We start from the raw sequence: 16,307 nt of genomic DNA on the forward strand, positions 1-16,307 counted from the left end.
AGTTTTTCATATTTAAGCTCATTGATACAAAACCAGTGCTTTCTCAGTTTGTGCACTTTTACTATAGCTTAGCGCAGCTTGTTCCGCGTACTGTTTTTTATTTTCAGAGTTCAACGCTTTATCAAATACCCTTGCGGCTAAATCATAGTCACCTTGTGCATTGGCAAGGCAAGCAAGTGCTAGTAATAAAGCATTATTACTTTCATCTTTTTTAAGGCGCTCTTGAATGCAGGTCTGCAACTTGATTGCATCAGCATTGGCTGCGCCATTTAAGATATGGGCAAGTTGATTGTGCTGTTCGTTGTGTTTAACCATTTTTATCAAGTCGCCCTCAATTACAGCTAGCTGACCTATCGCTGCCATTTTCGCTAAATAAGCAGTATGCGCATAAGCTTGCAGCTTTTTAGGAAACTGTTTATATTTATGTGTAATTTTTTCAATTGGCAGAGCTGAAAAGTAAGCATTAAAAACACATGTCCACTGCTCGCTTGAAAACACCTTTTTGCGCAACAATCTTGGTAAAATGTCTTCTAAAGCACTAAAGTGCTGCTGTTGCACCAACACTTCGGTATACAGCTTTAACTCAAGCGCAGTAGCTTTTTTAGATTCGGCGCTTACACGCATCTGCGATTCAATTGCGCTACTATCGCCACTTGCTAGCCAAAGTTTCGCGACTTTTAGTTGATGCTCAGGGCTTATTTCAAATAAACGCTCAAGTGCTTTATCTGTTTGATTATTAGCAAGCGCTGCTTTGGCAAGTAATGCTAAGCGAATATCTTCAAACTTATCTGGCACACTATTACCCGATAAAGCCTGCTCTACATGCTCATAATCATCGTTAATAGCACTCCACAGAGCCTGCTCAATAGCTGCTTGTTTGCGCTCTTGATTACGTGCAAAAAAGCCATGCTTAGTATTATGATAAATCGATAATAAATAACGAATTAACTTATATGTTAAATATAAAACAACAGCGGCAATGACTGCCATTATACAAAACGATACTATCGTGCCTTCTATCGTCGTATTGTTAAATGAAATAAGTACATAACCTTTTTCATCTAGAACGAATGGAGTAACCGCTAGTACAACAACAATAGCTACAATTAAAATAATTAGCCCTATCATTGCGCCCACTCCTTAACCTTTTGTGTACTGTTTAAGGTTACTTTTGGATTAAAGTTAAGCTGCTCTTTTTCAAGTTTAGACAACGCTTTAAGTACCGTTTTAGTTGTATCATCGTCTTGCTTAAAGTACTCACCAACTAAACGTTTTGCTTCACTTAAGGCACTAAAGAAAATACTCGCCTGCTTACTCATAAGTGCATCTTGTGCCTGAATTATATTAAGCTTGATTCGTTGATTTATTAAATGGCGCTCTTGATCCGTAAGTAATGGCTCAATGGAAACACCTTCGTGCTGGCGAATAGTAATAAAGCTATCCACAATTTTATTCCAGCTATTACTCAAGTTTTGCTGCCAATCACTCACGTCACCACTTAAAGCATTTTCATCTATTGCAGCTGCTTCTTCAGGTAAATTAACCGCATTAAAAACTAAATTATCAACGTTATTAAGTGCACTGTTTAGCTGTAAATAAATAGCCTCTGTTGCTATTGGTTTGAGGCTATCAAGTGTTTGTATGTCTTGCATAATAGCTTGGCGAACTTCAACTGTTCCTGGGTGCTCACTAAGTAATCCATCTAAGCGTTTTAAAACAGCACTAGTGCCTTGGTAATCTTTTTCAGCCCATAGCTTAAACTCAGCCATACGTTGTAAACTGGTTACTTCTTGTGGGTTTAGAGACGAGCCTTGTTGCTGCGCCTTTTGCAAAGCTGCTTTCAATTCTTGCTGATTTTGAGCTGCACTTTCACTGAGGGCTGTGGCAATTTTTTTCTCACTATTAAACAGCGCTTGCTGTAAATTAGATTGCGCCGATTTAAGTGCTTGCAGCTCTTGAACGAGTAACTTATTTTGCTCGCTTAACTCATTAACGGCTAGGTTTTGCGCCTTACCAGCATTTAATTTTCGATAAAACTCGTATCCAACACCAGAGGCCACAATTAACGAAATCAAAAGCGCAAGTGCTGCAACCTTACTTACCTTTTGTTTATTTTTGTCTGCCGTATTTTTTGTAGCTGCAGGCTCTTGCTTTGTTGATTTAGCTGAGGCTGTGTTAGCTGTTGTTGGTGTGGCTTTTTCTGCCGTAACTGGCTTTGACTGTTCGCTCATGTTGCTACCTTGCTGATTTATGCAGGTAAACATAGCATCATCGCTAGCCCCTGCTGCAATATGTATATTAGCCAAGCTTACTTGTTGCAGCTTTAAATAAGCGGCTATCCGCTCGCTGGCAACATAAAATTGGCACTGTTGTAACCATTGTAGTTGGTGTGCAGCAAGGCTTTTAAATATAGCATCAACTGCAGCATTACTTGTTATGACTATACCGTGTACATTCTGGCTTTTCCAGTGGTCTGTCCAGTTAGGGGGAATACTCTCTGTGGGTTCACGTTTGTACACAACACAATTATTTAAAAAAGCACCGCGCTCTTTGAGCGTTTTAGCTAACTCAGGGCGGCCACCTTGCCCCTTAACTAACACTATATTACTGCCATCAACCTCTGCGAGTGATTTAAGCGCAAGCAACCCTTCTGAATCATACTGCTTTGGTACTGCTGCGCGCACACCAAATTGCTCATATATAATGTCGGCTGTTTGTTGCCCAACCGCATAAAACTGCGCTTTGGTATTTATATCGGGTTTTAATTGCGAAAGTGCACTAACTGCATCTTGCGATATAAATATTATTTTATCCGCATTTAACAGCGGACTAAGTTCAGTGCTAGAGGGTGTTAAATGCGTTATTTTTAATACCGGAAACAAAGACGCCTGATAACCCGCTTGCTCAAGTTGCTGAGCAAGGGCTGCGCCTTTTCCTTCGGGCCGAGTTATCAGAATATGTGTCATTTATGCGTCTCTATAAACTTCAGCTAATATTTTATCTGCACCTTGAGCTAGTAATTTTTTAGCAAGCTCAATACCTAATTTTTCTGCGTCATTTACATGACCTGTTACTTCGTCACGTAAAATTTCACTGCCATCCACAGCACCAACTAAACCACGTAAATGTACTTGCTCGCCATCAACTAATGCATAAGCACCAATAGGAACTTGGCAGCCACCTTCTAAATAGCGGTTCATAGAGCGCTCTGCGTTTACGCGAATACGTGTTTGTGTATGCTCAAGTGGTGCAAGTAATGCTTTTGTTACTTCATCATCAATACGACACTCGATACCTACAGCGCCTTGACCATTTGCTGGTAATGACACTTCTGGCTCAATGTAATCAGCAATACGCGACTCCATTTCTAAGCGAATAAGCCCCGCTGCCGCTAAAATAATAGCATCGTATTGGCCGTCATCTAATTTACCTAAACGCGTATTTACATTGCCGCGTAAATCACGAATATCTAAATCAGGGCGAAGCGCTTTAATTTGACACTGACGACGCAAACTAGAAGTACCTACAATAGCGCCCTGTGGTAACTCGCCTAAATTAGCAAAGTTATTTGATACAAACGCATCACGCGGATCCTCACGCTCACAAATAGTATGTAGTTCCAATCCTTCTGGGAACTCTACTGGCACGTCTTTCATAGAATGCACGGCAATATCAGCGCGACCATCTAACATAGCTTGCTCTAACTCTTTAACAAATAAGCCTTTACCGCCAATTTTAGCCAATGGCGTATCTAAAATTATATCCCCTTGCGTCGACATAGGGACTAATTCTACGCACACATCTGCATGAAAACGCTCAAGCTCTGCTTTCACAAATTCGGCCTGCCAAAGTGCTAAGGCGCTTTTACGCGTTGCGATACGTACTAATTTTGTTTTTTCTGTCATAAGGGTATCCAATTAATTACTGCGTTTAGCTAGTTTTAGTCTGCTAAAATTCTAAATTCTTTTTGAGCTATCAAGTTACCTTGCCCATCAACGACATCTACACGCCAGTGACCTGTTTGCGTGGCCATAATATTTTTCGTTGAGTATGTTCTGTAGCGAGTAGAGGTTACATTGAGCGAAATTTCAGCCATCGTAGTGCCCTCAAAAGACCACACATGCTTTACCTGCTGACCTTGTAAGCCTTTAAGTTCACTAAAAAATGATAATGACTCCTCAAACTGACTTAAACGAATGTCAGCAGCAAACACATTTGTAGGCTCACGTCGGCTTACTTTTCGAGTAAGTACTGCACGGCTAATTTTACCCGTGTCTATTTGCGCGCCCAATGCCACACTTGCAACTTGCGCGGTAGGCGAAAAACCTTCCGTGCCACTCAATGCGCCATCATCGTTTTCTAGCTCTAAGAGTAAGTCGCTCTGATTGGCTAGCTCAGCTTCATTTTGAGCTTCTGCGATTTCTTCTTGTACTTCATTATCAATATTTGAGTTTAACTCTATATTAATGCTTTCGCTTTGATCAGTAACAATATCGTTGTTAGCTAATAAAGCCGTATTATTATTTACAAGATCGACTTCGCCTAGTGTTTTACTTGAGATGTTTTTTGATTTTCGTTTTGCGCAGCTGACAACGGTTCGATACTCATCTGCGTTATCTCCATAGACTCATCAGGGATATTGTTTACCGATAATTCTGGCTCAACATCCGTTACTTCATCGATTGTCTGGTTCTCTGCGTTATTACTAAAACTTAAAAAGTGCTCTTGCTCATTTGGATGCTCGCCTTGTTCTGCACTGACTGACGTTGTTAAACCATACACAACAGCTGCAGAGGTCATTAATACCAACATAGCAATACTCACAATACGACGCCAATTCCACTCGTAACTTACCGTTGGTAAGCTCTCTTGTAGTTCGCGTTTAACATTTGCTTTAATAACTATTTTTTGACTCATATTGACCTCAGCGATTCCAAAATTAACTTAAACGAGCAACCAACCATTGGCGAATAGCTTGCAATTCTTCTGCGCAAACTTGATGAGCCATTGGATATTCTTGCCAGCTTACATCCATGTTATGTGCTGTTAATACTTCAAACGCACTTTTACCTGCGCTATAAGGTACAACATTATCTTGACTACCATGCGCCATAAATACATTTAAATCGGTATGTTTTGCTTCATCAGCAAATTTTTGTGGCACACACATATAAGTAGAAAGCGCCATAACACCGCCAAGCTTTTGCTCAAAGCGCGGCGCTAAATGCAGTGACACAACACCACCTTGAGAAAAACCAGCTAAAATAATTTTATTAGCAGGTATGCCATTTGCTATTTCTGTGTTGATTAATTCTTCTACTTTAGCAGCCGAATCTCTCACTCCTTGCTCATCAGCGCGTTTATCTAACTCTATAGATTTAATATCGTACCAAGAGCGCATTTCCATACCACCATTTATGGTGACCGGTTGCACTGGCGCATGCGGAAAAATAAACCGTATACCAAGCTCGCTTGGTAGGTTTAATTGCGGTGCTACTGGTGCAAAACCATCACCAGAGTCGCCTAAGCCATGTAACCAAATAACGGTCGCTTTGTGCTCACCTTGGGCTGGGTATTCTACAAATTCTAAACTCATAGTGTTGATTGCCATTTAACTTCTTGGCCAGCTTGGCGCGTTGACGCTTCATTAATAAATGCCCAAAATTCAGCGCCAGAGCGGTTATCAATCCATAACCCATCACGCATTTCAAAATGATGTCCGTTAAACTTAGTCGCAACCCATACTTGATGAAGAGGTGCTTGCTTATTGATCACTATTTTACTTTTATCAGGAAAAATAATTTCTAAAATACCTTGTGCCGATTCATAATCTAAATCAGCTTCGCAATCATCAACCTGCTCTTCAATAGTGAACATAAGGGCTTCGGCTAATTGGTGATATTCGTGTTCAGTCATTGTTATTTCCTTTGCAGGCGAGCCGCCTAATATTGGGTACGTTTTAGCTTTAAAAATGTGCAGCTAGTGTAACAGGAATAAAATCATCCGCGAATAGCTGCATTTTTTAGATATTCTGTTACTCTGCGATTATAAAGCCAGCAACCGTATTAATCTAATGAAAGCGACACATACCTTACAATTAAAAAAACTATTAATAAGCACTGTACTGTTAAGCGCCTTAGCTGGCTGCGGACAAAGCGGTCCGTTATATTTACCAGAGCCACAAACAGAGCAAAACCAACCTCAAAATACAGCTCAGCCAGCCACTACCGCTGAGCAAGCCAAAGCACAGCAAAGTCAGGAGCAATAAATGGATTATTTTAATTACAAAAACAACCAATTATTTGCCGAAGACGTCAGTGTGGCAAGCATAGCGCAGCAATACGGTACGCCATGTTATGTTTACTCGCGTGCTACATTTGAGCGCCATTACTTAGCGTTTGCTAACGCCACTACAAATCACAAAAGCCTGGTATGTTACGCTGTAAAAGCAAACTCAAATATTGCCGTGCTTAATATATTAGCGCGCTTAGGTTCGGGTTTCGATATTGTATCCAAAGGCGAACTTGCGCGTGTAATTAAAGCAGGTGGCGACGCCTCTAAAGTGGTTTTTTCAGGCGTGGCTAAAACGTCTGACGAAATAGCGTATGCATTAAAGCTGGGTATTAAATGTTTTAACGTTGAATCAGCCTCTGAGCTTGAACGTATTTCTGAAGTGGCTTGCGAGCTTAACCTAGAAGCGCCTATTTCTATTCGCGTAAACCCCGATATAGATGCAAAAACACATCCGTATATTTCTACCGGTTTAAAAGAGAATAAATTTGGTATTGATATTCAAACAGCAGTGAGTGTTTATCAACAAGCAGCGGCTTTACCTGGTTTAAAAGTAATTGGTGTCGATTGTCATATTGGCTCTCAATTAACGCAAGTCAGACCTTTTTTAGAAGCCCTTGATAAACTAATGGCGCTTATTGATGAGCTAAAAACTAACGGTATTGAGCTAACTCATTTAGATATTGGTGGCGGTTTAGGCGTGCCATATAACAATGAGCAACCACCGCACCCAAGTGAATATGCAGCGCAAGTTACCGAGCGCTTAGCTAACTATAAACACCTTGAACTAATTTTTGAACCAGGGCGCGCTATTGCAGCTAACGCAGGTATTTTAGTTACTCAAGTTGAATTTATTAAACAAAACCAAGACAAATTTTTTGCCATTGTAGATGCTGGTATGAACGATATGCTTCGCCCTGCGCTTTATCAAGCGTGGCAAAAAATTATTCCGGTATCCGTGCGCAACGACGAAACACCGACTCACAACTTTGATATTGTGGGGCCGGTGTGCGAAACCGGCGACTTTTTAGGAAAAGACCGCGAACTTGCACTCAAACAAGGCGATTTACTCGCACAAAGAAGTGCGGGGGCATATGGTTTTACCATGAGCTCAAACTACAACTCGCGCCCGCGTGTTGCAGAAATAATGGTAGATGGTCAGCAGCATCACCTTATTCGCGAACGCGAAACTATTGAAAGCCTTTATCAAGGTGAGAAAGTTTTACCATAAACGTTTTTGTCTACTAGCTGCTCTGTGGCATGATTAGCACAGAGCAAAACCGAATTAGAGCGCTATGTTAGTTAATTTTTCCAAAATGCACGGCTTAGGCAACGACTTTGTTGTGATTGATAACATTACACAAAATGTTTTTTTGTCGCGAGATCAAATCAAAAAACTGGCAGATCGCCATTTTGGCATTGGCTTTGACCAATTACTGATGGTTGAAGCGCCGTACTCTCCCGATCTCGACTTTCATTATCGAATTTTTAATGCCGACGGTACCGAAGTAGAGCAATGCGGCAACGGCGCACGCTGTTTTGCCCGTTTTGTACGTATGAAAGGCCTTACTAACAAGCACAAAATTAGCGTATCGACCAAGTCGGGCAACTTAACGCTCTACATAGAAAAAGACGGTCAAGTAACGGTTAACATGGGCCATCCTAATTTTGAGCCAAGTAAAATCCCTTTAAAAGCCAGCAAGCGTGAGCTTACTTATATTATTAGAACGCAAGAGCACACGGTATTTAGTGGCGCGGTATCTATGGGTAATCCGCATTGTGTGCTGGAAGTTGACGATATCACTACCGCCCAAGTTGATATATTGGGTCCATTGCTTGAAAACCATGAACGCTTTCCGCAAAAAGCGAACATTGGCTTTATGCAGGTTGTATCGCAAGAGCACATTAAATTAAGAGTTTGGGAGCGCGGCGTTAACGAAACCCTAGCGTGTGGAACTGGCGCGTGTGCAGCAATGGTTATTGGTCATATTCAAAATAAATTATCAACAACCGTTCAAGTCGATTTGCCAGGTGGAAGTTTGCAAGTACGCTGGAGTGGCGAAGGTCACCCAGTACGTATGACAGGCCCAGCAGAGCATGTATTCGATGGACAAGTCGCGCTATGACCGAGCTAAATAAAGAGCAAGTTATTGATTACTTGCAGCAACACCCTGATTTTTTAATTCAGCATCCAGAACTACTAGTCCAACTTGAACTGCAGCAGCAAACTCAAGGTACAACATCGCTAGTACATATTCAACAACGCCAGCTACGCGAGCATAATACGCTTTTAAAAAACCAAATAGAGACCATGAGCCAACACGCAACTCAAAACGAGTTTGTTTATCGCTTATTTAGTCAATGTCATCGCCAGCTTTGGAGTAACTACGACTTCAATACATTAGCAAGTAACTTACAAAATATTATTTGCACAAACCCAACAATAAGCAATTGTAAATTATTAAAGTACAACAAAAATTATGATGAACTGATTGCTCACCGCCTAACTAATTCAAGCCATTATTTAGGCCGCATAGATCAACAAGAAAGCCTGTTGTTATTTAATGAAACAACACAATCAACGGCTATTTACTTAATTGGAGAGGCTGTAAACCCAATTGCCATATTGGCTTTTGGTAGCAATAATGCTAACCATTTTGAGCCCACACAAGATAATTTATTTGCTCTCGATTTTGTACGTTCATTACAACTACGTTTACTTGAACTAGCATGAGTGAAGACGCGCCTAACATTACCCAATTAAGCGACAATTGGCGCACACCCATAATGCTATTTAGCGACTATTTAAAGTTTGAAAAACAATATTCAGCGCACACAGTTAATCAATACGTAAGCCAGCTTAGCTTTGCAGCTCTTTATTTTAACAAATTATGTGATGACTGGTTTGGCGTGCAAGGCGAGCATATTCGCCGCTACAGCATGGCACTGCGTTCAAAACAATTAAGTGGCCGTACTATTAGCTTAAAGCTCAGCTGCATTCGCAGTTTGTATAAGTTTTTAAAAGCAAAAAACATTGCCGAGCAATCGCATTACCATAATCCGGCAGTGGGTATAAAAGGCCCTAAGTTTGCAAAGCCTTTACCTAAAAACCTCGATGTAGATCAAATGGCACGCTTGCTCGAAATACCCGACGACGAACCTCTCGCTATTAGAGATAAAGCAATGATGGAGTTGATGTATTCATCAGGGCTGCGTATAAGCGAGTTAGTTGGCGCTAACATGCAAGACATTAGCGCTGCCAATGGCGAAATTTTAGTGCGTGGTAAAGGCAATAAAGAGCGGTTAATTCCGGTGGGTAAAAAAGCGTTAGACGCATTAAAAAAATGGCTCACAATACGCCCTCAGTTTACAAAGCCCGATGAAATAGCCGTTTTTTTAAGTAGCCAAAAAAATCGTATTTCGATTCGCCAAGTACGCCTGCGTATGCAAGAGTGGGGAATAAAACAAGGTATTAGCTCGCAGGTTCACCCGCATAAGCTGCGCCACTCGTTCGCGTCACATATTTTAGAATCATCTGGTGATTTACGCGCCGTGCAAGAATTACTAGGGCACAGCAGTTTGTCAGCTACACAAGTGTATACGCATTTAGATTTTCAACATTTAGCCAAGGTGTACGACAACACTCACCCTCGTGCAAAAAAACGAACTGATTAGGTAAATAAAAATGATCCGATTTAATCGTGCTATTAAGCCATTTTCTGTCATGAGCTTTGATTTAGACGACACTCTTTACAACAATCACCCCATTATAAAAGCAGCGGTTAAAGCGCAGCAAGATTATTTAAATGCGCTCCCTAGCTACTTAGCCCAAGGCCCAAAATACTGGCAACAATGCCGCAATGAGGCCGTATTACAGTTACCTGAACTTGCTGATAACGTCACTAAATGGCGCCAACATACATTGCGCTTAGCCCTTTCTAAACTAGATTTGAATGAGGAAGAGGTAGAGCATCATGCCGATGCTGCCTACAACGCCTTTGCCGATGCGCGCAGTAAAATAGTAGTAACCGATGACGTACTAAAGCTGCTAGATAACTTAGCCCAGCACTTTACGCTGGTTGCTATAACTAATGGTAATGTTGAAATTGAACGCTTTAACTTACACGATAAATTTGAGCTAGTATTACAAGCAGGTATGCACGGTAAAGCAAAACCTCACAGCACCTTATTTGATAAAGCCGCCGAGCACTTAAACGTTGCTAAAAGTGAAATTTTACACATTGGCGATAGCCTAGATACCGACGTACAAGGCGCAAATAATGCCGGTTGCCAATCGGTATGGTTAAACGATCAAGACGCCAATTATGCTTATAAAGGGCTAGCTGATATTGAAATAGCCAATATTCATGCCCTAACGCGCTTTATTAAATAATACCAATTGCATTAAATAAGAGGTCACAATGAGCCACTATACCAAGCCAATTACCTTGTTATTAATTGGCTCACTTAGCCTTAACGCTTATTTATTGTGGCCGCAGCCCGCGCCAACCAAAGTACAAAAAACGCAAGGTACTGAAAAAAGCATATCGCCTAAACAGCAAAATACGCTATTAAATACGGCAAAGCAGCAGTTTAAAAAACACCAATTTGAAGCCGCACTTAGTAGCTATCAACAACTCAAAAGCAGCAATCCAGAAATCGCAATAAACCTTTATTCATCATGGCTGATACAGCTTAAAATATGGCTAAATAGCAATTTATTACTTAGCGAATCATTTCTCAATGCGCTATTAAATAATAACCCTTATAACGTAGAGTTACTTAATTTACAGGTTGAGTATTTAATAAATAGCGAGCAAACACAAAATGCCATTATTGCTTTATTTGAGCTTAATTCATTACTGCCTGCTGATCAGCAAAGTAACGTAAATACACGTTTAAATACGCTCACTCAAAACGAATTACACACATTAACTGAGCAACAAAATTGGCAAGCTATTATTGAGCAAACACAAATTTGGCTCGACTATAAAAGCGATAACGCACAGTTTTTATATCCGCTTGCGTATGCCTACTATCAGCAAGGCGATTTAATTAGCGCACAAGCAACCCTCGATCGAATGCCAAACCAGCACAATCTGAAAAGCCAAGTGCAAACACTGCAAGCTATGATCAATAAAGTACAATCGCAAGACGACTTCGTTGCTTTAACGCCTTACGGCGCGCACTACTTAATAAACACCGAAATAAATAATAATCTATCAACCGAACTAATGATTGATACAGGCGCAAGCGTAACCTCACTACCTACAAGTATAATTGAGCAAATTTCGCCACAACCTTTATATTTAGGCGATGTAACGGTAAACACAGCTAACGGTCAAATTGTTGTAAAACGTTATCAAATTGAATCGTTTAAAGTGGGCTCGCAAATTATTTATGGTTTTGAAGTGTTGAGCATTGAAAACACACGCGGACAAGGTTTGCTAGGGATGAACTTTTTATCGCGATTTAAATTCAATATAAATCAGCAAACAGATGAGCTAGAGTTGAGCGCTAAATAATTAAAAATCCAAAGGTAACACATGACACTAAATAACTATTTAAAAGCACTTGCTGAAAACCCAAAAAGCATTCAATTTACCGATACAATGGCGGTGATTGAAGCAAATTACGACTTTACTGCATGTGGCTTTAATAACCATGGATTACTTAGCGCTGCGAGTGAGAACAACGGCTCATGTAAAATTTTTGCGTTTGCTAAATTAAACGATTTAAGTAAACAAAATACGTTAGATTGCTTTGGTAAGTTTTACCGAGAAGACGTGCTGCAAAACCCAAAAGGGGATGATCATATGAACATTCGCACTTTCATGTTAGCACCAGAGGCAACACCTTTTTTAGGTATTACCTTTGAAGGCGAGCCACTAAAAGAAAAATAGCCCGCAAAAATTAAAGTGGCTTTTCCATAAAGTAACGCGTACCTGAGCGTGGGTAATTATTAAGTTGATACTTAACACTATAACCGCGCTTTTCGTAAAAAGGTTTTGCTTGAAAATCAAGTGTATCAAGCTGAGCAGTTGTAGCACCTAGCTCAATAGCAGCTTGTTCAAGTTCCGTTAGCAGTTTATCTGCAAGCCCTTTACCTCGCGCAATATCGCTACACCAAAGCCAGTTAATCATTAGCCAATTACCAAACACACACCCACTAATACCGGCAACAAGCTCGCCTTGCTCATCAGTAAATTTATAGCCTAGTGGCAGCCTTTGCGCATCAAAATGCTGGCCGTTAAATTCAACCATTTGCGCGCGAAGCGCTACGTTTAACGCATCAGTATTATCTGCTGTTAATTGATACATTTATCGCCCTTAAAAAGCGGATACTAGGGCCTGTTTATCTTTCGAGGTTAAATTTGCAGCAGTATGTTTGGTATTTAGGCAAGGCAGAGCCTATGTAGTGTGGTTATTCCCCATAAATAGGCGATAACGTAGCAAAAATGCCAAACATACGCTGCCCGAAGGGTTCTGCCTAGGGGCAATTTACTCTTTGTTGCTCGGTTTTTACTTAGCCCACTAGGTCACAAACCTCGCGCCGCGATTAAATAGCCCCTAGATTGAACAAATTTTAATCCTGAAAGGTCAACAGGCCCTAGCAAACTAGCTCAATCAAAACAGATTATTTTTTCCAAATGGGATTTCAAGCATATTACTGGCTGTTTTTTCGGGTTGACCGCACATTTCATCGTAAGCACTTGTATGGCGTAGCATCATTTGTGCATAGGCTATTTTTTCAAAACGCTTTTGAATATGCAGTGGACTTAGTGCTTTTATAAACTCACCATTTTCCTCTGTCACATAGTATTCGACATTATTTATAATTACAGAGACTTGGTATAATGCCATTTCAAGAGAATGCGCAACCACCTTTTGTAATGGCTCATGTTTTTTTAATTCTGAGAATTTCATACCCATAACAACCACCTTTTTTAAAAGTAACCTCATAGATACGCAGCTTTGCTATAATCGCGATCAAATTTTTATTAGCCGCTGGCATCACACGTTATGAGCACAAAAATCCGACTCGCTAAATATATTGCCCATGCAGGTATTTGTTCTCGTAAACAGGCATCGCGTTTAATTGATGAAGGTGTGGTGACTGTAAATAATCGCCCAGCGAATCATATTGATCACGTTGATGAGCAAGACACAATAATAGTGAACGAAAAAGAAATTAAAGGCGCGGCCGATTTAGTTTATTTTGCGTATCACAAGCCGGTAGGCATTGACTGCAAATTAAATATTGATGACCCTGCCAGCCTTATTCACCACTTGCCTACACTTACCCGTGTTTACCCTATTGGTCGATTAGATAAAGACTCTCGTGGTTTGCTTATTTTGACCAACGATGGGGATTTTTGTAACCAACTAATACATCCTGATTTCCACCAGCCTAAACATTATTTAGTCACCGTAAATAAGCCTTTAGACGATGCTTTTTGTAGCAAAATGGCAGCAGGCGTACCCGTTGATAAACACATATCCCTGCCTTGTGAAGTAAATAAAATAGCCAGTAATCAGTTTAGTATTGTTTTAAAGCAAGGGCTAAACAGGCAAATACGTAAAATGGCGCATTACTGCGGATACAAAGTTATTGATTTATATAGATCGCAATTTAGTGACCTCACCCTTTCAAAACTAAACCTACCTGAAAACCAATATATACAAATTAATAAAACCGACATTTCAAAAATCTAATACCAAGTCACTTAACTACATCTCAAAAAGTTAAAAATAAACTTGCAATTATAGATTACAGGTGTAGTCTTTAATTAAAGATTACATTTGTAGGCAATAGCATGATTGAGTTATCAAAAGCAGAGTTTGACGTGCTCGACGCACTTTGGATTAACTACCCCGCCACCGCGAGCCAAATAATTGAGCGCTTAAGCGACGATAAGCAATGGCACGAAAAAACCATTAAAACCCTGCTAGGTCGACTAGTAAAAAAAGGCGCACTTACATTTGAAAAAGAAGGTCGCCAATATATTTATACTCCCTGTATGGAGCGCGCCGACTACACCCTAAAAGAAAGCCAAAACTTTATTGAGCGATTTTTTAGTGGGCGTATTGCGCCACTTGTAAGTGGCTTTGCTAAATCGGAGCAGCTTTCTCAGCAAGATATAAACGAGCTTAAAAAAGTTATAGATGACTGGGAAAAAAACCAAAAGTAAGGGATTAACATGGTTATTCAAACTGGTTTTAATTGGTTGATTGAGCAGCAACTACTATTAAGTATTTTGTTTTGTGGATTTATTTTACTCGAGCGATTTGGTTTAAAAGCCCTTGGCTCGCGATTTGTATATAAATTAGCATGGCTATTACCTGCAGCATTGGTTATTGCTAATTTACCAAATGCGATTAAACCACTGCAAAACAGTAATATTAGTCACTACTTAATCACCCCCAACCAACCTTTTACAAACGAGGTAGGTATTAGCTGGGCGCTCATGTATGCACTTATTACCGCAGGGTTATTAATAGCTAGTTTTATTACACATACCCGTTTTGTTAAAAGCCTGCAGTTAACTGAGTTAACCCAATTTGAAGGCACTCTTACCGCTGATGTTAAAACTTACATCAGTCAACATGTAGCCACGCCAATGGTGATCGGGATTTTAAACAGTAAACTGGTGTTACCTAGTAACTATAATGCGCAATTCGATAAAGCCACATTAGCCCTTATTTTAGAGCACGAAAACGTACACATTAAACGCAAAGACAACCTAACAAACGCACTTATATTACTGCCTACTATTTTACTTTGGTTTAACCCACTAGCTTGGGCTTGTTACGCAAGCATGCGCCGACTACAAGAGCTGACTTGTGATGAACGGGTACTTGCCAATAAAACCACACAACAACACATTTTATACAGCAAAGCCTTAATAAGCTGTGCGGAAAATGCGCCCACAGGACTTATGGCTTATTCACACTACGGAGATAAAAAAACGATGTTACAACGACTTACTAATATAAAACACAGCGGAAAACATTCAAAGTTTGCTAAAGGTGGCTTATTACTTGTAGCAGCAAGTATGCTAAGTGGATTGGCGATTGCAAAGCAACCAGAGGCAATGACTAAAGAGGATCACATTTCACCGACAATGCGTATTGAACCCCCTTATCCGAAACAAGCAGCTCAACAAGGCATCAGTGGCTCAGTGGTATTAAAGTACGATATAACTCCCAATGGTGAAACCGCTAATGTTTCTGTTGTTAGTGCAAAGCCTGAAGCCATATTTGACCGTGAAGCTAAAAAGGCGCTAAGACAGTGGCAATATAAACCCTCATCAATGGGTTATCAAAACGTACTTGTACAGCTCGATTTTGCAATAAACAATGAAGTTGCTAATACCGATTTAATAGAGCGAATTAAAGTATCGCACTAACTTTATTAGATTTTTCAAGACTACAAAGCAAGCGCCCTTTTAGGCTGCTTGCTTTGTGATTTTACGCTATAAAGTTATAAGCTCACCACAATCATGGCAATGGCTGACCCCAAACCAATAAACCACATAATTGAGCGAATAATATCAAGATTTAAGTAATAAAAAACACAAAATAAAACACGTGCAATAATATGTGTCATGGCAAGGGTTTCAGTCACTGCATTTGCATTGTTAGTACCTAAAACTACCGCAAGCGCGACCGCAAAAACAGCTAGCGACTCAAAGCAATTTTGATGAGCTGCCAAAGCACGTGCTCCCAAACCGGTTAATTGAGTTTGTTGTTGTCGAGGATGTTTATTATCGTATCCGCCGAGTTTATTTAACTCAATTACGGCAGGGATTCTAGCAATGTATGGCATTAATACAGCCAATAAAGCACAAACAATTAAAATAGTCATAGTGGTATTCTGAGTTATTGTTAATTAGATAAAATAACACAACCAATGTAAAAAAGCCGCCAGATGCGTTTTATGGCAAACTCTAGCGGCTAGCAATAACATCAGGCTTACTATAACTAAATTTATCTTCAATCTTGTGCGACATAAT

The 16,307-nt window shown here is 40.2% G+C and carries 19 protein-coding genes and 1 pseudogene; 11 read left to right on the top strand and 9 right to left on the bottom strand.

All coding sequences use genetic code 11. From position 1 onward, the window contains the following. Positions 1–18: 18 nt before the first annotated feature. The 6 genes and pseudogenes from P4S71_RS08085 to cyaY form a co-directional block, all read right to left on the bottom strand. Positions 19–1,128: a heme biosynthesis HemY N-terminal domain-containing protein gene (locus P4S71_RS08085; protein WP_337150432.1), complete on the bottom strand. Its 1,110-nt coding sequence runs from the start codon at positions 1,126–1,128 to the stop codon at positions 19–21. Beyond that, entirely contained in the window at positions 1,125–2,966 is a 1,842-nt protein-coding gene (locus P4S71_RS08090) for a uroporphyrinogen-III synthase (protein ID WP_337150433.1), read from the bottom strand. The genes P4S71_RS08085 and P4S71_RS08090 overlap by 4 nt, the downstream gene beginning before the upstream one ends. Further along, positions 2,967–3,905 (bottom strand): hydroxymethylbilane synthase, encoded by a 939-nt coding sequence (hemC, locus tag P4S71_RS08095; protein WP_007377338.1) that lies wholly within the window; start codon positions 3,903–3,905, stop codon positions 2,967–2,969. Positions 3,906–3,940: 35 nt separating this feature from the next. Beyond that, a pseudogene (locus P4S71_RS08100) lies at positions 3,941–4,917 on the bottom strand (DUF2914 domain-containing protein). 22 nt (positions 4,918–4,939) lie between these two features. Further along, positions 4,940–5,596, bottom strand: coding sequence for an alpha/beta hydrolase (locus tag P4S71_RS08105; protein WP_007377336.1), 657 nt, complete (start codon positions 5,594–5,596; stop codon positions 4,940–4,942). Continuing rightward, a complete protein-coding gene (gene cyaY, locus P4S71_RS08110) occupies positions 5,593–5,916 on the bottom strand; it encodes an iron donor protein CyaY (RefSeq protein WP_007377335.1) in 324 nt (107 codons plus the stop codon). The genes P4S71_RS08105 and cyaY overlap by 4 nt, the downstream gene beginning before the upstream one ends. A gap of 157 nt (positions 5,917–6,073) precedes the next feature. Here cyaY and lptM point away from each other — a divergent pair, with 157 nt between their 5' ends. From lptM to P4S71_RS08150, 8 genes are all read left to right on the top strand, one after another. Then, positions 6,074–6,268, top strand: a complete 195-nt coding sequence (gene lptM, locus P4S71_RS08115; RefSeq protein WP_008136157.1) for an LPS translocon maturation chaperone LptM — start codon at positions 6,074–6,076, stop codon at positions 6,266–6,268. Then, positions 6,269–7,522 carry a diaminopimelate decarboxylase gene (gene lysA, locus P4S71_RS08120; protein WP_008136156.1) on the top strand — a complete coding sequence of 418 codons (1,254 nt, stop codon included), beginning with the start codon at positions 6,269–6,271 and terminating at the stop codon, positions 7,520–7,522. Positions 7,523–7,586: 64 nt separating this feature from the next. Next, complete coding sequence (dapF, locus tag P4S71_RS08125; RefSeq protein WP_007377332.1) at positions 7,587–8,417, top strand: diaminopimelate epimerase; 831 nt, start codon at positions 7,587–7,589, stop codon at positions 8,415–8,417. Beyond that, positions 8,414–9,025, top strand: a complete 612-nt coding sequence (locus tag P4S71_RS08130) for a DUF484 family protein (protein WP_008136155.1) — start codon at positions 8,414–8,416, stop codon at positions 9,023–9,025. The genes dapF and P4S71_RS08130 overlap by 4 nt, the downstream gene beginning before the upstream one ends. Beyond that, positions 9,022–9,966 (top strand): tyrosine recombinase XerC, encoded by a 945-nt coding sequence (locus P4S71_RS08135; RefSeq protein ID WP_096793965.1) that lies wholly within the window; start codon positions 9,022–9,024, stop codon positions 9,964–9,966. Before P4S71_RS08130 ends, P4S71_RS08135 begins: the two co-directional genes overlap by 4 nt. A 10-nt stretch (positions 9,967–9,976) precedes the next feature. Further along, on the top strand, positions 9,977–10,684 hold the full coding sequence (locus P4S71_RS08140; RefSeq protein ID WP_337150434.1) for an HAD-IA family hydrolase: 708 nt from the start codon (positions 9,977–9,979) through the stop codon (positions 10,682–10,684). A gap of 28 nt (positions 10,685–10,712) precedes the next feature. Continuing rightward, positions 10,713–11,816: a retroviral-like aspartic protease family protein gene (locus P4S71_RS08145; RefSeq protein WP_096793967.1), complete on the top strand. Its 1,104-nt coding sequence runs from the start codon at positions 10,713–10,715 to the stop codon at positions 11,814–11,816. Between the two features lie 21 nt (positions 11,817–11,837). Then, complete coding sequence (locus P4S71_RS08150) at positions 11,838–12,194, top strand: HopJ type III effector protein (RefSeq protein WP_149594653.1); 357 nt, start codon at positions 11,838–11,840, stop codon at positions 12,192–12,194. Positions 12,195–12,204: 10 nt separating this feature from the next. Here P4S71_RS08150 and P4S71_RS08155 read toward each other — a convergent pair whose 3' ends face one another. Together P4S71_RS08155 and P4S71_RS08160 are read right to left on the bottom strand one after the other, a co-directional pair. Then, on the bottom strand, positions 12,205–12,612 hold the full coding sequence (locus P4S71_RS08155) for a GNAT family N-acetyltransferase (RefSeq protein WP_337150435.1): 408 nt from the start codon (positions 12,610–12,612) through the stop codon (positions 12,205–12,207). A gap of 306 nt (positions 12,613–12,918) precedes the next feature. Further along, positions 12,919–13,224 carry a DUF6482 family protein gene (locus P4S71_RS08160; protein ID WP_337150436.1) on the bottom strand — a complete coding sequence of 102 codons (306 nt, stop codon included), beginning with the start codon at positions 13,222–13,224 and terminating at the stop codon, positions 12,919–12,921. 90 nt (positions 13,225–13,314) lie between these two features. On the opposite strand from P4S71_RS08160, the gene P4S71_RS08165 reads away from it, so the two are divergent. From P4S71_RS08165 to P4S71_RS08175, 3 genes are all read left to right on the top strand, one after another. Next, on the top strand, positions 13,315–14,007 hold the full coding sequence (locus P4S71_RS08165; protein ID WP_337150437.1) for a pseudouridine synthase: 693 nt from the start codon (positions 13,315–13,317) through the stop codon (positions 14,005–14,007). Positions 14,008–14,108: 101 nt separating this feature from the next. Beyond that, a complete protein-coding gene (locus tag P4S71_RS08170) occupies positions 14,109–14,483 on the top strand; it encodes a BlaI/MecI/CopY family transcriptional regulator (protein ID WP_007377323.1) in 375 nt (124 codons plus the stop codon). Positions 14,484–14,492: 9 nt separating this feature from the next. Next, a complete protein-coding gene (locus P4S71_RS08175) occupies positions 14,493–15,701 on the top strand; it encodes a M56 family metallopeptidase (protein WP_337150438.1) in 1,209 nt (402 codons plus the stop codon). A gap of 74 nt (positions 15,702–15,775) precedes the next feature. Here P4S71_RS08175 and P4S71_RS08180 read toward each other — a convergent pair whose 3' ends face one another. Further along, positions 15,776–16,159, bottom strand: coding sequence for an MAPEG family protein (locus tag P4S71_RS08180; RefSeq protein WP_007377321.1), 384 nt, complete (start codon positions 16,157–16,159; stop codon positions 15,776–15,778). Between the last annotated feature and the right edge of the window lie 148 nt (positions 16,160–16,307).

Origin of the sequence: Pseudoalteromonas sp. B62 (assembly GCF_037162565.1) — a bacterium.
GTDB classification, from domain to species: Bacteria; Pseudomonadota; Gammaproteobacteria; order Enterobacterales; family Alteromonadaceae; genus Pseudoalteromonas; species Pseudoalteromonas fuliginea.

Excerpts from the sequence above, each read along its gene's own strand:
- P4S71_RS08170 (WP_007377323.1), top strand. The coding sequence starts at position 14,109 with ATGATTGAGTTATCAAAAGCAGAGTTTGACGTGCTCGACGCACTTTGG.
- P4S71_RS08165 (WP_337150437.1), top strand. The coding sequence starts at position 13,315 with ATGAGCACAAAAATCCGACTCGCTAAATATATTGCCCATGCAGGTATT.
- lptM (WP_008136157.1), top strand. The coding sequence starts at position 6,074 with ATGAAAGCGACACATACCTTACAATTAAAAAAACTATTAATAAGCACT.
- lysA (WP_008136156.1), top strand. The coding sequence starts at position 6,269 with ATGGATTATTTTAATTACAAAAACAACCAATTATTTGCCGAAGACGTC.
- P4S71_RS08145 (WP_096793967.1), top strand. The coding sequence starts at position 10,713 with ATGAGCCACTATACCAAGCCAATTACCTTGTTATTAATTGGCTCACTT.
- P4S71_RS08085 (WP_337150432.1), bottom strand. The coding sequence starts at position 1,128 with ATGATAGGGCTAATTATTTTAATTGTAGCTATTGTTGTTGTACTAGCG.
- P4S71_RS08175 (WP_337150438.1), top strand. The coding sequence starts at position 14,493 with ATGGTTATTCAAACTGGTTTTAATTGGTTGATTGAGCAGCAACTACTA.
- dapF (WP_007377332.1), top strand. The coding sequence starts at position 7,587 with ATGTTAGTTAATTTTTCCAAAATGCACGGCTTAGGCAACGACTTTGTT.
- P4S71_RS08180 (WP_007377321.1), bottom strand. The coding sequence starts at position 16,159 with ATGACTATTTTAATTGTTTGTGCTTTATTGGCTGTATTAATGCCATAC.
- P4S71_RS08150 (WP_149594653.1), top strand. The coding sequence starts at position 11,838 with ATGACACTAAATAACTATTTAAAAGCACTTGCTGAAAACCCAAAAAGC.
- P4S71_RS08130 (WP_008136155.1), top strand. The coding sequence starts at position 8,414 with ATGACCGAGCTAAATAAAGAGCAAGTTATTGATTACTTGCAGCAACAC.
- hemC (WP_007377338.1), bottom strand. The coding sequence starts at position 3,905 with ATGACAGAAAAAACAAAATTAGTACGTATCGCAACGCGTAAAAGCGCC.
- P4S71_RS08140 (WP_337150434.1), top strand. The coding sequence starts at position 9,977 with ATGATCCGATTTAATCGTGCTATTAAGCCATTTTCTGTCATGAGCTTT.
- P4S71_RS08160 (WP_337150436.1), bottom strand. The coding sequence starts at position 13,224 with ATGGGTATGAAATTCTCAGAATTAAAAAAACATGAGCCATTACAAAAG.
- P4S71_RS08105 (WP_007377336.1), bottom strand. The coding sequence starts at position 5,596 with ATGAGTTTAGAATTTGTAGAATACCCAGCCCAAGGTGAGCACAAAGCG.
- cyaY (WP_007377335.1), bottom strand. The coding sequence starts at position 5,916 with ATGACTGAACACGAATATCACCAATTAGCCGAAGCCCTTATGTTCACT.
- P4S71_RS08090 (WP_337150433.1), bottom strand. The coding sequence starts at position 2,966 with ATGACACATATTCTGATAACTCGGCCCGAAGGAAAAGGCGCAGCCCTT.
- P4S71_RS08155 (WP_337150435.1), bottom strand. The coding sequence starts at position 12,612 with ATGTATCAATTAACAGCAGATAATACTGATGCGTTAAACGTAGCGCTT.
- P4S71_RS08135 (WP_096793965.1), top strand. The coding sequence starts at position 9,022 with ATGAGTGAAGACGCGCCTAACATTACCCAATTAAGCGACAATTGGCGC.